Annotated in this window: 19 protein-coding genes and 1 other annotated feature; of the genes, 7 read left to right on the top strand and 12 right to left on the bottom strand. The window is 28.6% G+C overall.

Translation table 11 applies throughout. The features are described from left to right. Positions 1-150 precede the first annotated feature (150 nt). The gene (locus tag CLLI_RS05280) at positions 151-1254 is read right to left on the bottom strand and encodes a lysozyme family protein (RefSeq protein WP_106063186.1); all 1104 of its coding nucleotides are present in this window, start codon (positions 1252-1254) and stop codon (positions 151-153) included. A 280-nt stretch (positions 1255-1534) separates the two neighbouring features. Here CLLI_RS05280 and CLLI_RS05275 point away from each other — a divergent pair, with 280 nt between their 5' ends. Beyond that, positions 1535-1801, top strand: a complete 267-nt coding sequence (locus CLLI_RS05275; protein WP_106063185.1) for a DUF3892 domain-containing protein — start codon at positions 1535-1537, stop codon at positions 1799-1801. A 75-nt stretch (positions 1802-1876) separates the two neighbouring features. Here the strand turns inward: CLLI_RS05275 and tpx are convergent, their stop codons facing one another. Beyond that, the gene (gene tpx / locus CLLI_RS05270) at positions 1877-2371 is read right to left on the bottom strand and encodes a thiol peroxidase (protein WP_106063184.1); all 495 of its coding nucleotides are present in this window, start codon (positions 2369-2371) and stop codon (positions 1877-1879) included. A gap of 249 nt (positions 2372-2620) precedes the next feature. On the opposite strand from tpx, the gene ymfI reads away from it, so the two are divergent. Both ymfI and CLLI_RS05260 read left to right on the top strand, forming a co-directional pair. Next, positions 2621-3364 (top strand): elongation factor P 5-aminopentanone reductase, encoded by a 744-nt coding sequence (ymfI, locus tag CLLI_RS05265; protein ID WP_106063192.1) that lies wholly within the window; start codon positions 2621-2623, stop codon positions 3362-3364. Positions 3365-3459: 95 nt separating this feature from the next. Beyond that, positions 3460-4302 (top strand): response regulator, encoded by an 843-nt coding sequence (locus tag CLLI_RS05260; RefSeq protein WP_106063183.1) that lies wholly within the window; start codon positions 3460-3462, stop codon positions 4300-4302. A 33-nt stretch (positions 4303-4335) separates the two neighbouring features. Here CLLI_RS05260 and CLLI_RS05255 read toward each other — a convergent pair whose 3' ends face one another. From CLLI_RS05255 to CLLI_RS05240, 4 genes are read right to left on the bottom strand one after another with little or no spacing between them, the layout of a single operon-like run. Next, complete coding sequence (locus CLLI_RS05255) at positions 4336-5004, bottom strand: ABC-2 transporter permease (protein ID WP_106063182.1); 669 nt, start codon at positions 5002-5004, stop codon at positions 4336-4338. Between the two features lie 22 nt (positions 5005-5026). Beyond that, entirely contained in the window at positions 5027-5674 is a 648-nt protein-coding gene (locus CLLI_RS05250; protein ID WP_106063181.1) for an ABC-2 transporter permease, read from the bottom strand. Between the two features lie 13 nt (positions 5675-5687). Then, positions 5688-6542, bottom strand: a complete 855-nt coding sequence (locus CLLI_RS05245) for an ABC transporter ATP-binding protein (protein WP_106063180.1) — start codon at positions 6540-6542, stop codon at positions 5688-5690. A 12-nt stretch (positions 6543-6554) separates the two neighbouring features. Next, the gene (locus CLLI_RS05240) at positions 6555-6929 is read right to left on the bottom strand and encodes a GntR family transcriptional regulator (RefSeq protein WP_106063179.1); all 375 of its coding nucleotides are present in this window, start codon (positions 6927-6929) and stop codon (positions 6555-6557) included. Between the two features lie 190 nt (positions 6930-7119). Here CLLI_RS05240 and CLLI_RS05235 point away from each other — a divergent pair, with 190 nt between their 5' ends. Together CLLI_RS05235 and CLLI_RS05230 are read left to right on the top strand one after the other, a co-directional pair. After that, on the top strand, positions 7120-7821 hold the full coding sequence (locus CLLI_RS05235) for a response regulator transcription factor (RefSeq protein ID WP_106063178.1): 702 nt from the start codon (positions 7120-7122) through the stop codon (positions 7819-7821). 27 nt (positions 7822-7848) lie between these two features. Further along, entirely contained in the window at positions 7849-9387 is a 1539-nt protein-coding gene (locus CLLI_RS05230; protein ID WP_106063177.1) for a HAMP domain-containing sensor histidine kinase, read from the top strand. Between the two features lie 130 nt (positions 9388-9517). Here CLLI_RS05230 and CLLI_RS05225 read toward each other — a convergent pair whose 3' ends face one another. The 4 genes from CLLI_RS05225 to CLLI_RS05210 all read right to left on the bottom strand — a co-directional run bounded on the left by CLLI_RS05225 (position 9518) and on the right by CLLI_RS05210 (position 12104). Next, on the bottom strand, positions 9518-9961 hold the full coding sequence (locus tag CLLI_RS05225; protein ID WP_207655079.1) for an OsmC family protein: 444 nt from the start codon (positions 9959-9961) through the stop codon (positions 9518-9520). A gap of 106 nt (positions 9962-10067) precedes the next feature. Next, positions 10068-10439 carry a hypothetical protein gene (locus tag CLLI_RS05220; protein ID WP_106063175.1) on the bottom strand — a complete coding sequence of 124 codons (372 nt, stop codon included), beginning with the start codon at positions 10437-10439 and terminating at the stop codon, positions 10068-10070. A gap of 24 nt (positions 10440-10463) precedes the next feature. Continuing rightward, entirely contained in the window at positions 10464-11681 is a 1218-nt protein-coding gene (locus CLLI_RS05215) for an SH3 domain-containing protein (protein ID WP_106063174.1), read from the bottom strand. Between the two features lie 177 nt (positions 11682-11858). Further along, positions 11859-12104, bottom strand: a complete 246-nt coding sequence (locus tag CLLI_RS05210) for an AbrB/MazE/SpoVT family DNA-binding domain-containing protein (RefSeq protein WP_106063173.1) — start codon at positions 12102-12104, stop codon at positions 11859-11861. 303 nt (positions 12105-12407) lie between these two features. Here CLLI_RS05210 and CLLI_RS05205 point away from each other — a divergent pair, with 303 nt between their 5' ends. After that, positions 12408-15335, top strand: a complete 2928-nt coding sequence (locus CLLI_RS05205) for an insulinase family protein (protein ID WP_106063172.1) — start codon at positions 12408-12410, stop codon at positions 15333-15335. 48 nt (positions 15336-15383) lie between these two features. Here CLLI_RS05205 and CLLI_RS05200 read toward each other — a convergent pair whose 3' ends face one another. Further along, the gene (locus CLLI_RS05200) at positions 15384-16277 is read right to left on the bottom strand and encodes a DUF2156 domain-containing protein (protein ID WP_106063171.1); all 894 of its coding nucleotides are present in this window, start codon (positions 16275-16277) and stop codon (positions 15384-15386) included. A gap of 146 nt (positions 16278-16423) precedes the next feature. Next, positions 16424-16669, top strand: a binding site (T-box leader). Positions 16670-16800: 131 nt separating this feature from the next. Between CLLI_RS05200 and CLLI_RS05195 the strand changes: the two genes are divergently transcribed. Continuing rightward, a complete protein-coding gene (locus CLLI_RS05195) occupies positions 16801-17310 on the top strand; it encodes a tryptophan transporter (protein WP_106063191.1) in 510 nt (169 codons plus the stop codon). Positions 17311-17392: 82 nt separating this feature from the next. On the opposite strand, the gene CLLI_RS05190 is transcribed toward CLLI_RS05195, so the two are convergent. After that, positions 17393-18709 carry a M48 family metallopeptidase gene (locus tag CLLI_RS05190; protein WP_106063170.1) on the bottom strand — a complete coding sequence of 439 codons (1317 nt, stop codon included), beginning with the start codon at positions 18707-18709 and terminating at the stop codon, positions 17393-17395. Positions 18710-18775 lie beyond the last annotated feature (66 nt).

Raw genomic sequence — 18775 nt, 5'->3', positions numbered from 1 at the left:
CCACAAAATCTCATTATTTAGTAATGCCCAAAAAAATAAAAATTACTACAGGAGTTTGTCCCCCATAGTAATTTCCAGTTAATCTAATCACATCTATAATAATTTACACAAATCTATGGACGTTCTCGCTAGGCACTTCACTTCTTAAGCTTATTCTTTAACAATTGCATTCAGCTCTTCATAAATAGCTTTTACACCTTTCCACCAATTTTTATCTCCTGAATATTTTTGATTTATCCACTTAAATGGGTCTTCTTTTGGAGGGCGGTCTTTGCATAGATTTACTACGGTTCTTGCTGCTATTGTTGATGAATCCTTTATATTTGTATTGTATTCCTGCCAACTATGGAATACGTTAAATGGATTGTTGGCTATTTTTTTAGCGTCTTTTTCAGATTTAGGCACAAAGTGTTGTTCTTGTCCTGTTATTGCAAATAAAATAAGAGGATTTAAATTAAAATCTTTTGATGATTTTAATATAGCAGAAAAATAAGGTTCATCTGCTAAAATAGAGTTTTTACTGTTTAAAAAATTCTTTAAATTCTCTGTGCTAATATCTTTATACTCAAAGTATTTGGGGATACCTGGAAAAGTATTTTGCTCCTCAAATGACATTTCTTTAAGATCACTTTTTAGTTTAATAATTTCTGTATTTTTATTTAAATTAACCATATTATTATCTATTTTTTTATAGCTGTAGCCTGTTACTAAAAAGATTAAGGTACATAGGGCAATTATCCTATATAATTTATTGCTTTTATTTACTCCTTTATTTCCTGGTACACTATTTACGTTAGTTACTTCCCCTATAACTTTTTCCTCAGCTAAAACAGGATGAACTATAGCTTCGCAAGTATTATCTTTTTTATCAAATCCTAAATAAGTTTTCAGTTCTGTCTCAGTTATATGCACATCTATAGACGCCTGAAGCCATTTGCAAATGTTATCTACACTTATTTTATCTTTGAATTCTTCCGAGGTAATGACTAAAAAAACATCATAAAGACATATTATATCTTTGTTATCAAGAAAAGTATTTTTTAAAATAGCTATTCTCAATTGGTTTTTTAAATCGTTTTTTATATCCTTTAGTGAATTTATAATTATATCGTTTATTGTAGAAGATAAAATAGAAGCTTGATCTTTACTTGAGAAATTTTTAAATTTGATTTTTATATAATTTTTTAGTTTTAATACATCTTCTTTATTTATAACTTTTTTGTCTTTTAAAATTTTTTCAAAATCATTAGCCATAAAATATCACCTATATTATTAAGTCTTCGTATTATTTTTATATTACTTTAAATATTTATCCGATGACTACCCGCTCTAATACTCCCATCTTCTTCTTTAAAGTGGGAGTAAAGAGCGGCTACGTCCCTGGATAACGATTTCTAAGCTTCAGGGGGAGTAAAAATTTCCTCTGAAGCCAAGAACTCTGTTTATATTTTTTTGCTCCTAGGAGATACTATAGATATACGTTTTATGTTAAACATAGAAATAAAAAATTAATCTAAATTGAGGAGGTATTTTTATGTATATAGATCAAACTTTCGCTCACACTATTGTAGGGGTGGTTAGGGATGAACAGGGAGAAATAGCAGCATATAAATTGGAAAATGGAGAGATAGTATCTAAAGAGGAAGCAGTTACTTTAGCTAAACAAAGTGCAATAAAAGGAGTTAGTGTAGGAGTATCAAAGCTAGGAGAAGAATTTTTAAAGAGTCTTCCAGATAATGATATAAATAATAATCTTCAAAATTTACCTGTTGTAGAAAGAGAGGATATTAACAAACAATAAACAATAAATAAGGGGAACTTCCGCTGTATTGCAGAAATTCTCCTTATTCATTATCTATGAAATGGGATTTATCGGCTATTTAGCTTCCTTAGCAGCTTTAAGAATAGCTTCAAAATTAGGCTGATTAGTAATTTCTTCTAAATATTCAACATATACCACTTTATTATTGCTGTCTATAACAAAAGCAGCCCTAGCGAGCAATCCTAATTCTTCTACATAAGTTCCATAATTTTTGCCTACTAATCTATCTTTATAATCAGAAAGAGTAGTTACGCTGTTTATTCCATGAGCACCACACCATCTGGCTTGTGCAAAAGGTAAATCCATGGATATGGTATATATAGATACTCCTTTTACAGATGCAGCTTTATCGTTAAAGGTTCTTACTTCTAAATCGCAAACTGGAGTATCGATAGATGGAACTGTAAGCAAAATTCTCACTCCTTTAGTGTCCTTTAGTGATACTTCTTTTAAATTGTTATCTATAGCTTTAAAATCTGGAGCGTTATCTCCAACCTTTACTACACTACCTGTTAATGTTACTGGATTATTTTGAAATTTAGCTTTCATTATGTACTACCTCCTAATAAATTATATTATTTAATAATTGTTATTTGATAATAATATAATAACATAAGCTTTCTCCAAAAGTCAAGCTTTTTTAATTAGAAAGTGAAAATTAATAATCGAAAAATAATATCTTTTATCTCCATACTCTGTGCTTTAAAAAAAATATGGAGTATTATATAATTAGTTTTTATATTTAGATTAGATATTATGCTTATTAATTATAGAAATGGAAGTGTATAGGCTATGTATATGGGATTATTATCTGGAAAGGTTGCTTTAGTAACAGGAGGATCTAGAGGTATTGGCAGAGGTATAGCATTGGAGTTAGCTAAGGCAGGCTGTTCTGTAATTATAAATTACAGAAAGGACAAAAGTGGAGCAGAGGAAACCTTGGATATATTAAATAAAATAGGAGGATATGCTAAAGCCTTTAAAGCTGATGTAAGGTCTTATTTAGAAAGCAAGAATATGATAGAAGAAATAATAAAAGAATTTGGAAAGATAGATATATTAGTTAACAATGCTGGCGTTTCTAAGGTGGGGCTTTTTATAGATGCTAAGGAAGAGGATTGGGATGAAATAATAAATACTAATCTAAAGGGAGTATTTAATTGTTGTCATAGTGTAGTGCCCCATATGCTTTCTAAAGGGGTAGGATCTATTATAAATATTTCATCCATGTGGGGAAATGTAGGTGCTTCTTGTGAAGTTATATATTCTGCTTCTAAGGGAGGAATTAATTCATTTACTAAGGCTTTAGCAAAGGAGTTAGGACCTTCTAACATAAGGGTAAATGCCATTTCTCCTGGAGTAATAAATACTGACATGAATAGTTGGTTATCCGAAGAAGATGTAAATGAACTACAGCAGGAAATACCACTATGTAAATTTGGTGAATGTGAAGATATAGGTAATACTGTGGTATTTTTAGCTAGTGATAATTCTAAATATATAACAGGGCAAATTATTACTGTAGATGGTGGCATGGTATAAGGGAAATTAATAATTAATGATTATAAAGAGTTGAAATTAAACAACGACTATAGTAAGGTTAAAAGAAATATTTAAATAATTGAGAGTGATAGGGTATGGGAAAAGTTATTATTTTAGAAAATTTAGCTTATTCCAGGTATAGGCTAAAGGAGCTTCTAATAGAAAATGATATAGAGGTTATAGAAGCTTATAATTCTTTTGATTTTTTTAATAGATTATATGAAAATAGAAATTCTATAGATCTGATAATTTTGGAATTGAATCTTTATGGAGAAGATGGTCTTCAGGTTATGAGAAAGGTTAAAGAAAGGAATATAGATATACCTATTATGGTGGTAACCTCAGAGAATAAGCGAAAATCCTTTGTGGAATCAGTGAGAAGCGGTGCCGCAGATTATATATTAAAACCTTATGATAACAATATGCTGGTGGATAGAATAACAAAATGTATAAAGAATGGTGGCAAATGGGGAGGGGGAGAAGAAACTATTCTTATTGATTTTAGGGATTACCTAGAAGAAGAAATTAAAAAAGCTAAAGAGGAGAGTTATGAAATATCTATTTTAATAATGTCCTTTACTAAATCTAAAGAAGAAGAGAAAGTTAGAGTTAATGAAGAGTATTTAATATTAAATGATTTATTTTATAGAAATATGGAAAAGTTATTTAATAAACCTGAGCTATTTACTAAATTAGGTTTTACAACATTTATAGCAATACTACCTAGATACAGCAAAGGAAAAGGTAAGGTAATCAAGGAAAAAGTAAACAAAACCTATGAAGAGTTAAAACTAGGAGATATTAGATTAAAGGATTATTATGTAGAACAAGCTTTAGTAGCTTACCCTGAGGACGGAGATAAAGGTGAAGAGTTGATAAGCAAGGGGGAAGAATTACTAAAAGAAATATTGAAAGAAAAACAATTTAATACAGTTTAGAAAAGCTCGGGAAATTATCCTGAGCTTTTTAGATTAAACGTCTTTGTTTTTGTATATTACTATAGAAACATATAAAGAAATGATAAAAATCAATATTGATAGAATAAGGGTTATCCATATAGCCTTACTTGGATTTACTGAGATATAGTTAATAAGTTTATGCAATAATGGATTGTTATTTTTTATAAGCTTTTGTATAAAACTAGGTGTGGTAAAGGCTAAAATATAAATAGCAAAAGAAAAAATTCTCATAGTGTTGTACCCGTATCTAAAATATAGTGGATAATATATGGAAAATAGTATGAGAAGTATAGCAATAAATACTATTAAAATACTATAATTTAATGAATATATTTGATTATTTCTAAATATTACCCCCAAAAGAAAAGTTGGTAAATATAGTGTTAATGCATTTACAATAATAAAAAATATTAGAGAAATATATTTAGAAATAACTATTTGTGATCTTTCTAAAGGTAAACTATTTATCATCACTAAAGATTTATTCTTTTCTTCATAACCAATCATATAAAATACAGATAGATAGGTAGAAAATACAATTCCGAATATAGGAAATAAAGCTAGTTTATCTAAGTTAGCCATATTTAAACAGCATATTATAGTAAAAAACAATGCATAGACTATGGTAAATAAGGTTATCTTTTTTTGCAGTAAGAAATCTTTTAAAACTAAGTTAAACATACAATCACCTTCTCTATAATTATTAAGCTAATTCCTTGTTTTCATATATTTTTATTGAAAAATACATAGATAGAAGATAAATTATAAATGAAACAGCTAACAATATATAACTATTACTGGAAATGGCTTGTAAAAATCTATATATTGAACTTAAAGCTCTCCTATTTGAACTACTAGCTATGCTGGTTGTAAATCCAAATAAGGAAAAATAGGTAATAAAGGTTATTACTCTACTTTTAGTAAAACCAAACTTTGAATATATAGGAAACATAAAGGAAGCTAAAAGCAATGAAGCAATAAAAACATTAATTACATCATTTAATTTAAAGAATTGAGTATCTAAAGATATATTTAAGATTTTTACTCCAAGCATAAATATAGTCATAACCCCTAAAGCTACTATATTGTAAAGTATTACGGAAATATACTTTGATATTATAATCTCTTTTCTAGTAATAGGAAGGCTGCTTATTACTAAATCACTTTTATTTCTTTCATCATAGGAGTAAGAGCCAGTGATAAGGAAGAAAATTAAAGTTATAGTTACTATATATAAAAATACGCCTATTGGCATACCTTTAAAGGAAAATATACATATAATCAGATAAAATAATATAAATAATAGACTTCTTTTTTGAACTATTATATCTTTAAAAATAAGATTTAACATACACACACCCCTTTTATTTGTTTACTGTATAAACCATAATGTCTTCTAAAGAAGCTTTATCTATAACCACATCTTTTTGAAAAAGCCTTCTTATTTTATCAACATTGTCAGTTAAAGCTTCAAAACCAAAGGAATTTCTTCTAATATTTATAAATTCTTTTTCAGTGTCACTATCTAAAAGTTCTTTAGAACCTTTAATAATGGCATATTTATCTAGGACTTTTTCTTTGCTTTCTGAGAAGATTATTTCACCATTATTGATGAATGTAATATAGTCTGCTATCTTTTCTAAGTCCGTGGTTATATGAGTGGAGAAGAATACACTTTTATTTTCATCTTGAATTAGTTCACATAATATATCTAATATTTCACATCTAAATATAGGGTCAAGACCTGATGTTGGTTCATCCATAATTATTAAATCCGCATTGTGTGATAAGGCAACAGCTAAAGAAAATTTCGTTTTCATTCCCTTAGATAGAGTTTTGATTTTCTTTGCTGGATTTAAATTAAAATCTTTTAAATACCTATTGAAGGCGGCTTCATCCCAGTATTTATAAAAGGGAGCTATTATTCTTTTTATATCACGTATAGTTAAATCTTCATAATAATAGTTCTCATCATATACAAAGCCTATCTTTTGTTTGATTTCTCTTTCATATTTTATATTGTCTTTACCAAAGATTTTTATTTCCCCTGACTGCTTTTTAATGAGATTCATTATAAGCTTTATAGTGGTACTTTTTCCTGCTCCATTGGGGCCTATAAATCCCATGATATAGCCTCTTTCTAAATTAAAACTAATATCCTTTAAAGAAAAATCATTATATTCTTTTCTTAAATTTTTAATTTCTAATATATTACTCATGATACATTCCCCCTAAATTTCTTCATATAATATTTTCAGCATTTCTATAAGCTCATCTAAGCTAAGATTTATTAATTTACTTTCATCTACAACCTGGGATAGTTTTTCTTCAATAAGTCTCATTCTTTTTTCTTTCAGTAATTCTTTATTTTGTCCTGCTACATAGGAACCTTTTCCAGGAACAGTTTCTACAAAGCCTTCTTTTTCTAATTCTTCATAGGCTCTTTTTGTTGTAATAACACTTATCCTTAGTTCTTGAGCTAAGTTTCTTATAGAAGGTAAGGAATCTCCTTCTGTAAGCTCTCCTGTAAGTATTAAGTTTTTTATTTGTTTTACTATCTGCTCGTAAATTGGTTCTCCAGAAGAGTTAGATATAATTATATTCATTTTCATTCTCCTCTACTTTGCGTATATACTGTATATATTGTATATATACAGTGTATACGTTGCTTTAAATATTGTCAATATATAAAAAAATTAAGGAATTATTAAGAATATAAACAACTATTTTATAATGTGTTTGTGTTAACATGAAATGGACAAATTTGTTACAATGTTAATAGGAAGGGTGGTATTTGTGGATAAAGAAACTATTATAATTGTAGACGATGAAAAGGAAATTAGAGATTTAATAGGAATATATTTAGGAAATGAAGGCTACAAGATTTTAAAGGCTGAAGATGGAGAGGAAGCCCTTAAGATATTAGAACAGAAAAGGGTAGACTTAATAATATTGGATATAATGATGCCTAAAATGGATGGTATAGAAGCCTGCATGAAAATAAGAGAAGAGAGGAATATGCCTATAATTATGTTATCTGCTAAAAGTGAAGATATGGATAAAATATGGGGACTTACTGCAGGAGCTGATGATTATGTGACTAAGCCTTTCAATCCGCTGGAGCTAATAGCAAGGGTAAAATCTCAGCTGAGAAGATATAAAAAGTTTAATGTTCCTATGGCTATTGAGAATGAAAGCATTATAGAAATAGATGAATTGATAATTAATACGGATACTCATAAGGTTATTGTAGGGGATAGGGAAGTAAAGCTGACTCCAAGGGAATTTGATATATTAGAACTATTAGGAAGAAATAAAGGTATTGTATTTAGCATAGAAAAAATATATGAAAGAGTCTGGAAAGAAGAATTTTTTAAATCTGATAATACGGTTATGGTACACATAAGAAAACTTCGTGAGAAAATTGAGGATAATCCAAGAAAACCTAAATATGTTAAAACTGTTTGGGGAGTAGGATATAAGGTTGACAATTTATAAAATAACATATGAGATATGAGGTGAATCATGAAACTAAGACTTTTTAGGTGGTTATGGAGGTTTTTTACCAAGCCTTTTAGGGCTATTATAGCTAAGATAGAAAAAATATATTTCAATCTAAAGGAAAGGGTTAATCAAAATATTAGATGGGAACTCATTGTAGTTTTTGGAATATGCTTATCTGCGGCTTTTATAGTTTTCACCTTTACTAATTCATATTTTGCAAGGACTAGTAGTTACTCAGTGATAAACTATTCAAGCAGCATTAGAAATATGTCAGATGAAACATTAAATATAGGAAACCAATTAGAACAAGAAAAAATTAGTTGCAATGATAAGGGAAAAATACAGGGTATAATTAATTCCTATGGAGATAATAGATATAAAATTTTGCTTACAGATTTATCTGGTAAAGTATTATATAAATCAAAGAATGCAGATGAAACTCAGGTGGATATTCACACTGTAATTAAAAATGCCACTACCTTTAAATATGATTATTATGAGTATAAAAATTATAATAAAGATGGGGGTAATATGGGTGAGTTTGTAAGCTTCTATCCAGTGGATTTTAATGATGGAAGGGCATATGTTATAGTCAAGGGCATACCGGAAGGTGAAATAGAGACTAAATATAATCCACAGCAGAAATCTTTTTTTGCTCTTTTACTATCTGTAATATTTTTCATATTTTTATTTTACTTCATAACAGGAAGAAAAGTAAGATATATTCAAGACATTGCATTAGGAGTTATGTACATGGCTAAGGGAGAATTAAATTATAAAATTAAAAAAAATGGACAAGATGAATTGACTAACTTAACTGATAATATTAATTTTATGGCTAATGAATTAAATAATAAAATAGAAAGAGAAAGGGAAATAGAAAAGACAAAAAGTGAACTCATAACAAATGTGTCTCATGATTTGAGAACTCCTCTTACATCTATACTTGGATACTTAAATTTAATAAAGGATAAAAAGTTTGAAAATGAAGAACAAATGATGGAATATATTAATATTGCTTATAATAAATCGGAAAAGCTTAAGCTGTTGATTGATGAGCTTTTTGAATACACTAAGCTTTCAGGAGAGGGGATAAAGTTAAATTTAAGTAATATTGCCTTAAATGAATTGTTGGGGCAGCTTATAGAAGAATTTGTACCAATTTTTGAGGAGAATAATGTATTCATTATAAAGGACATAGCTAAAGAAGATATTATTGCAGAAGTTGATGGAGATAAACTAGTGAGGGTTCTTGAAAATTTAATTATGAATGCTATTAGATATAGCTATAAACCTGGAGATATTAAGATAGGATTGTATAAGGAAGAGGAATATGGAATCTTTTATGTAAAAAATAGAGGAGAGAATATACCAAAAGGAGATTTAAACAAACTATTTGATAGATTCTATAGGGTAGAAAAATCTAGATCCGAATCCACTGGAGGAAGTGGTTTAGGACTTGCCATTTCCAAAAATATAGTAAAGCTTCATGGTGGAGATATATGGGCAGAATGTGAAGGAAATGAGATAACATTTTATGTAAAGCTAAAAAGTAAATAATAAAAAACAATTAAGATCATAGAAAATAGTTAATAATTTTTAAAATAAAAAAAGAACAAAGACTGAATTAATATCAGCTTTGTTCTTTACTATTTTACATTTTAAAAAATTGGTCTCAATTTTTTTTATATTATCTTTCAACTATAACAGCAGATCTAACTAATTTAACTGTATTTGCTAAACTGTCTCCTACAGGACAAGTTTTTTCTATGAAATCAGCGAATTTTTTAACTTCTTCTTCTGGAGAGCTACTCTTTATATGCATACTAAATCTAATTTCTGAATATCCTGGTCTTACATCAGAAAGTCCTAAGAAACCATCTGAATCAAAATCTCCTTCTAATTCTACCCAGAAGTCCTGAAGATCTATTCCTTGGCTTTTAGCAAAAGATGCAGCTACTATGGACTGGCAAGCTCCTAAGCCGCATAAAACAAGTTCCATAGGGTTCATACCTGTATCAGTTCCACCAAGTTCTTCAGGCTCGTCCAATAATACCTTAAATCTTCTTGCATTAGATTCTACCTGTAATCCTTTAGATGTTTTTTTTGCAGTAGCTTTTAATGTAGTTAACATTATAAATCACTCCTTTTATTTTAAAATTATAGCTCTTTAAAAGTAATTAGTATACTAATTATTAGTATAGCAATTGTATTCATAAAACTCAATAGTTTTTATTTCTTTAGTTACATTTTTTACTGCATTTCGAGCATACTCTGTCACATGAAGAATCATCATTATGATTTTTATTATTGCAGGAGAATTCATTATTTCTAGGTAAAGCTTTAACTGCAAAACTATTATTTTTATAAATTAATTGAATTTCTCGTATATTATTTATTAGATTATCATCATATATAAGGGTAATATTCTCTATTTTATCTATAATATCAATATTGTCCGCATTATCAAGCAATATAGAAACCTTGGGGGATTTGCAACATCCAGGGGAATATGAAAATCTTACACAGTCATATTCCTTATGAATATTTAACAATTCCATAATTTTATCATATGCTTTTTCAGATATCTTTATTTTTACCTTATTGTCCAATTTATCACCTTATACCTTTTATAATTATAGAACCTTTACCAATTGAGAAGAAAGGTAACCTGTTAATCCATTATAGTTTACTTTATACCATCCATTAGTGTTTCCTAATATTTGCACTTTAGTTCCATTTGGAAGAGAAGTCATAATTTTAGCTTTTTTAGAAGGTGAAGTTCTAAAGTTTAATCTTGAATTTTTATTATTTAAAGATACAGTACCATATTTTTTATTATCAACAATAGGTTTTGTGGAAGATGGCGTCTTAGAAATAAGAGTTACATATTTACTACTTACATAACCATAAGTAGCATTTATTTTTATTTTATACCAATCTCCTACTTTTGAAAGTATTGTAAAAATATCTCCACTTTTTAATGTACCACATACTTTAGAACTAATGGAAGGGTTTGATCTTATATTTAATGCAGAACCCTTATTTATTTTAGGAGTACCATATTTTTTATTATCAACAATAGGTTTTGTAGAAGACGGCGTCTTGGAAGTAAGAGTTACATATTTACTACTTACATAACCATAAGTAGCATTTATTTTTATTTTGTACCAATCTCCTACTTTTGAAAGTATTGTAAAAATATCTCCACTTTTTAATGTACCACATATTTTAGAACTAGTGGAAGGGTTTGACCTTATATTTAATGCAGAACCCCTATTTATTTTAGGGGTACCATATTTATACTTTTCTGTTATGGAAGAAATATGTTCTGGTTCATCATTGTTTTCTAAATATATGTAACCTTTAAGATATAAGTTTCCTCTTTTCTTCATATTTTCTTTGGAAAGGGATTTTAACTGTTTATCATAGTCCCTTCGTACGGAAAAGTTACCTTCGTTAAAATATACAGTGTTACCTTCTACCTTTTCTACAAAGGCTACATGACCATAACCTGAGTTTCCGCCAGACCAAACAGCTATGGAATTAGCTTTTGGTTTTGTGCCATAAGGATAATCATTTTTGGATAAATTGCTGTACCACCAATCTACAGCATTACCATAAAACTCTTTAGGTAATTTGGTGTCTAGCTTTTCCAAAACTCTACCGTAGGTAAACCAGGTACATTGTCCTTTATATCCGCAGGTGGTAAATATGTTATCATTATTATAAGCGCTGCTAAATGTATTTGGTGTTAGATTATTACTATAAGCCTTTACTGAAACAGTAAAGGGATTGCTCATAACTGTAGTAGTAATACATGAAATAACAATTAATTTTTTTAATCTATTCATTTTGTAAAGCCTCCAATTTTAAAAAGGTTGCGACGCAACCTTTTTAAATAAGATTTGCACTCCCCAATCTTATCGTGATAAGAATCAAATAATTAACTTTATTTCAAAAAAATTAAATGAAAAAGGCACATGGGGGCATGTACCTTTTTTCAATAGGTGTATAATAGAAAGATACAATTATCTTCCTGATTTTAGTTCTTCAAGACAGCTTTTACAGATATTTTTGCCTTTGTAGTTTACTACATCCTTTGCATTGCTGCAAAAAATGCAGGATGGATTATATTTTTTTAATATAATATGTTCTCCATCTACAAAAATTTCTAAAGAATCTTTTATTTCAATATCAAGAGTTCTTCTTAACTCGATTGGAATGACTATTCTTCCAAGCTCGTCAACTCTTCTTACAATACCAGTTGATTTCATCAAAAAATTCCTCCCTTTAAACAATATTCGACTTTATTTAATTAAATAATAGCAATAATAGCATAAAAAGTCAATGCGCTTTTTGAGTAATTTAAATAAATTTAATAAAAAATTTATTATAATGCAACTTATACAAGATATAGACAAATATTATAGTTTTTAAAATAAATATAAAAAACTCTTCATATTTATGGCATAATATAATTATAATAGAATGTTTTTTTATTATAATTTTACTAATACTATAGTTTATGAGCCCCTGGAAATGTTTTATATTAATATATTTGATTAGGAGGATAAAAAATGACTTTAGAAATAGGAAAAATGTATAATGGATTTAAATTATTAGAAGAGAGTACAATAAAGGAAATCAATTCAAAAGCATTATTATTTCAGCATGAAGAAACTGGTGCCAGATTATTAAAGTTAGAAAATGAAGATGACAACAAAGTATTTTCAATAGCTTTTAGAACACCACCTAAGAATAGTACTGGTGTTGCACATATATTAGAGCATTCTGTACTATGTGGATCAAGGAAGTTTCCAACAAAGGAGCCTTTTGTAGAATTAATAAAAGGATCTTTAAATACATTTTTAAATGCTATGACTTTTGCAGATAAGACCATGTATCCAGTAGCTAGTAGAAATAAAAAAGATTTCTTTAACCTTATGGATGTCTATTTAGATGCAGTTTTCTATCCTAATATATATAATTATCCTCAAATTTTTATGCAGGAGGGATGGCATTATGAGTTAGAGGATAAGAATAGCGATATTACATACAAAGGTGTAGTTTACAATGAAATGAAGGGTGCTTATTCTTCACCGGAATCTATATTAATGAGAAAGATATCAGAATCCTTATTTCCTAATACTACTTATGGGGTGGAATCTGGAGGAGATCCAGATTTTATACCTGAACTTAGTTATGAAGAGTTTATAGACTTTCATAAAAAGTATTATCATCCATCTAATAGCTATATATTCCTATATGGAGATGGAGATGTTCTAGAAGAACTGAAATTTATTCAAGATAATTACTTGAAGGATTTCCACAGGCTTAATATTGACTCTAGCATAAAGATACAGCCTTCCTTCCCTAAAATGAGAGAAATGACAGTAGATTATCCTATATCTCCAAATGAAAAAGAAGAGGATAAGACCTTTCTTAGCTTAAATTTTGCTGTAGGAAAATCTACAGACAAGGAGCTATATCTTGCTTTTGATATATTAGAGCATTTGCTTTTGGAAACTCCAGCAGCTCCATTAAAAAAAGCTCTTATTGGGGCTAATATAGGAAAAGATGTATTTGGAATCTTTGATAGTAGTATTTTGCAGCCTTCTTTTAGTGTGGTAGTAAAAAATTCTAATGAGGATAAAAAAGATGAATTTAAACAAGTGGTATTTAATACATTAAAGGATTTGGTGGAAAATGGGATAGATAAAAAGCTCATAGAATCTTCAATAAATATAAAGGAATTTGCTTTAAGAGAAGCGGATTTTGGGGGATATCCTACAGGTCTTATATATGGAATAAAGTGTATGGATAGTTGGTTATATGATGGAAATCCTTTTATGCATCTTAACTACGAGCCGCAGTTAGAAAAAGTAAAGGAAGCTTTAAGGTCTAATTATTTTGAAAGGTTAATAAAAGAATATATATTAAATAACAACCATAGTTCTCTGCTTATAGTAAAACCTAAAAAGGGATTAGGTGAAGAAAAAGAAGAGCAGTTAAAGAAGAATCTAAAATCTTATAAGGAAAAGCTTTCAGAGAAAGAAATAAATAACTTAATAGAAGAAACTACTAAGTTAAAAGAAAGGCAAACAACTTCTGATTCTCCAGAGAGTTTAAAAAAAATACCACTACTTTCTATAGACGATATAGAGAGAAATACTGAGGAATTACCTTTAGAATTGGGGGAAGAATCAGGTATAAAGATACTTAAACATAATATATTTACAAATAAAATTGCCTATATAAATTTATATTTTAATACTACAGTAGTACCCCAGGAATTAATACCTTATGTAGGGCTTTTATCTAGTGTGCTAGGGAAGGTTAGTACTAAGAAATACAGTTATGAAGAATTGTCTAATGAAGTAAATATACACACTGGAGGAATATATTATACTGCAACAGCATATTCAGATAGTAAAGAGCTAGATGGATTTGTGCCAATGTTAAAAATAAAGGCTAAGGCTTTGACGGAAAAGCTTCCTGATATGTTTAAACTCCTAGGAGAAGAAATAGAAAGCAGCAAATTTGAAGATTACAGCCGTATAAAGGAGATAATTTCTGAACTAAAATCTAGAATGGAAATGACCATATTTGATAGAGGACATATGGTTACTGCTGGAAGAGTAGCCTCATATTTTTCTTCTGTAGGAAGCTACTTAGAAAGTGTAACAGGATTAACTTTCTATCATTTTATAGTGGAGCTAGAGAAGAACTTCCAAAGTGAAAAAGAAAATATAGTAAATAAACTAAAGGAAGTCTCAATGCTTATTTTTAATAAAGAAAATCTTACTGTAAGTGTAGCTATGCAGGAAGAAGAATATAAATATTTTAGAGATAACTTCTCAATACTATACAATAGACTTGGAAGCAGAAAATTACAGTGTTATGAATATAATTTTAATTTGAAGCCTGAAAATGAGGGATTAATGACCTCTGGGAAAGTACAATATAATGCAAAGGGCTATAACTATAGAAAATTAGGATATGAATATACTGGGGCTATGCAAGTACTTAAAACTATTATAAGTTATGATTATCTATGGAATAATGTTAGGGTACAGGGAGGAGCTTATGGATGCTTTGGCGGCTTTAATAGAAATGGAAATATGTATTTTGTATCCTATAGAGATCCTAATTTAAGAGGAACTCTTCAGGTTTATGATGGGGCAGTAAAATATTTAAAGAGTTTTAACACAGATGAACGTGAAATGACTAAATATATAATAGGAACTATTAGTGATATAGATTCACCTCTTACTCCATCCATGAAAGCAGAAAAAGCTGCAGCTAATTACTTTAGTCGAATAACTACAGAAGATTTGCAAAGAGAAAGAGAAGAAATATTAGATACTAATATAAATTCAATTAGGTCTTTAGCAAATGTGGTGGATAGCTGTATGAAGGAACAATATATATGTGTTCTTGGTGGTGAAGACAGGATAAAGGAAAATAAAGATATATTTAACAAAGTAATAAATGTCTTTGAATAGATTATTGCATATCATAATCTATACGATATAATCCATACTCTGTAAAAACTATGAAGTAGTTTTTACAGAGTATTTCATTTCAATTTTATTAGGATTATAAGCAAGCTTTGCTTTTCTTAATCCATCTATGCCCAAATCCTGTTCTCTATTTATATAGGTTACATCATTTAAATATTCCTCTACAAAGGTTTTATTAATATAAGCATAAAGTCCTCTTATATTTGAATCTGCCTTTTCAATATGGATTATAGCCATATCCTTATTTACTTTTTCACCTATGGTGAAGGCAGAGATTTTATCATCTACATATACAGCCATGCCTATGAAATCCAGTTTGTTCATATTTTTAAGCAATTCTTGAATTCCATAAAGCTCATAAAGTATATATCCTTTGCAATCATTTTTATGACACCATTCTTTGGCAGCTTTCATACAATCCCCTATAATATCTTCAGTTATTGGAACTGCCTTATACTGATATTTTTTTATAAATGCATTATAATGATTCTTTTTACCATGAAATTTTCTGCCAGAAAGCTTTATTAAATCTTCCTTCAAATATATATAATCGGCATTATCTCTATCTTTCTCTATTATAAGTTTATCTTTATATATTTCTTTTAGGTCTAACAAGAATGGTTCTTCCACATCTTTAAATAGATAATCTAAATCATTTTCTTCTTTATATTTTATAAGTTCATCTACCAGTTCTTTTAGGTTTTCCTTTTTATAGCCTATAGGCTGCATAAAATGAGAAGAATGATCAAAGTCTACTTTTTTTATTATTAGTGTATCGTTTAAAATAGCATATTCTATATTACAACCCTTTTTCCACAGATATAAATTTGTAAAGGAATATTCACAGGTGGAAAAAGTATATGGATTTAAAAATCTGTTGAATAGTTCCTTATCCTCTATTGAAAGAGGTTTAAAACTTATCATAATAACACTCCTTACTAAAGACAATTAGTATTAATTAATAGTATATATTCATTATATTACAAAAAGGGAAAAGTGCAAAGGAAAAGAAAAAATATATTGAAATTTATTATTTTAAATGGTAATATAAATATATATTTAGTATAAGGGAAAATTCAGTGATAAGGAAGAGTAGTTAGAACTGATTATTCAAAGAGAGCTGAGGATGGTGGAATCTCAGTAGTATAGGTTTTAACGAATGGACCTTATAGAAGTAAACCGAAATCTTTTTTAAGATAGTAGTATTTACCGGGAGCCTACCGTTAAAAAGGACAGGATATGTTAGTATCCTAGTAATGAGAGATGCTTTTGCATAATTTAGGTGGTACCGCGGAAATAATACCTTCGTCCTATTTTGGGATTGAAGGTTTTTTTATTTGCAAAAATATTTTTTACAAAGAAAGGGGGAGTGGTTATGCTTTGAAAGATAGAAACACCATTGGCATTTTCTATTAAAGATGTAAAATTGGAAGGGAAGTTGTTTAATATGAAATTAAAAAGTTTTGTTCTTTCTTCATTGTTTTTAGCTATTGGTTTTTTGCTTCATCAAATCACTCCACCATTCCTGTTTGGAATGAAGCCAGATTTTTTACTTATAATGATGTTTATTTCTATATTTTTAGTGGATGATCATAAGCTTACAACTATAGTAGGTATAGTGTCAGGTATTTTAACAGCAGCAACCACTACATTTCCAGGTGGGCAGATACCTAATTTAATAGATAAAATTATAACTTGCCAAGTTGTGTATATGTTATTTAAAATATTAAAAAATAGGGTAAATAACAACATTACTATTATATTGGTATCTTTTATAGGAACCTTTATAAGTGGATTAGTTTTTTTATATTCAGCCCTCATAATAGTTGGACTTCCTGTATCTTTCATGACTTTGCTGGTAGCAGTGGTTTTACCAGCAACATTACTTAATTCAGTGGTGTCATTTTTCCTGTTTAGGCTTGTAAATAATGCCTTAAGATACTCTATGGGAAATTAAGATAAATAATAAATAATAAAGAATAGATAAGGAGGGAATTTTCGCTTGTAACGTGGATTCCCTCCTTATATTAAGTTTGATATTACTCTTTAATATATTTGCTATATTTTAATGGCTTATTTTCTTTCCATGGCATATATTCAGCAGCAAACTTTATTCTCTCATAATAGGAAGGATGGGAATAGTACCATACTTCATATATTTTACTTGGATGAGGAAGTACTAAACTATTTTCGTGGAGCTTTATAGTAGAGGTTACAACGGAATAATTGTCCTTTGTAAGTTCCAACTCAAATCTGTCTGCTTCCTTTTCTATGTGTCTAGAGTAAGTATTCATCACTGGATTACCTAAAAATATAAAAAAATTCATAAGAAGCACAATAAGCGGAAGCGCTGCAATATCATATAAATTTCTAAAACCAAGCGGATTGCTCCAGTTACTTATTATCCATAAAGAAGCTTTATTTACTAAATACAGTATTAATATGGTGAAGGCTCCACCTAGTACTATTGATTTCCAAACATGACCCATAATGTAATGACCCATTTCATGAGCGGTAATAGCCAAGGTTTCTTTTTCTTCTAAGTTATTTATGGTAGTATCCCATAACACTATTCTTTTAGAAGAAAATACCCCTGTCATATATGCGTTCATTTCTTTAGTGTCTACGCTTTTATTTACTTGATAAATCTTGCTGCTTTCTAGTCCGACCATTTGCAGCTGATCATATATCTTTTCCTCTAAATTTTTATTTTCTAAAGGTGTATATTTATTAAAAAGTGGATCTATATACATAGGAGAAATAAATGTAGTAAAGAAAAGCACAGGTATTGATAATATTCCTATATAAAGCCACCATCTTTTTGGACTAGCTTTCATAATAAAATAGGGAATCCATAAAAAAACAGCTGTCACTAAAGTAGATAAGACAAAATTTTTTAAATAATCATTAAACCATTTGGAAAAGCTTTGAGTGGACAATCCAAAGTTATGCTTATTAATGAAACTACTATAATAGTCTAGCGGGAAAGTGATTAAGTAATTTATTGTTGCAAATATTATAAAAAAAAGTGCTATTTGTAATATAGAATTTTTGGTTATGCCATCTACTAAGGATTTTAATTTCAAAGATAGCCCTGTTGCTAAAAATAAAACTGGAATAGCAAAGGCTAAAATTAGATTTAATGACCATATATTTATATTAATTTTTTTATAAGCTATTGCCTTTTCTGATACTTTAGGAAGACTTATGGGTTGATGATTCTCTATATGTATAGTATAAGAAGAATTGCTTCTTAATTTTTCAATATTGTTATTTTCAGCAGTTCTTATGTAAAAAATAAAAATAAATATGAAAATGAAAAAAGCTGCTAATATTAAATATAAAGATTTTTTCAAAATATCTCTTCTTTCTAAAATTTATATTATACAAATATATTATATTACTAAATTGCTCAACATATT

It is taken from the genome of Clostridium liquoris (assembly GCF_002995785.1).
GTDB lineage: Bacteria > Bacillota > Clostridia > Clostridiales > Clostridiaceae > Clostridium_AO > Clostridium_AO liquoris.
Note: the sequence above shows the minus strand (reverse complement) of the source record. Positions and strands in the feature narration are given on the sequence as shown.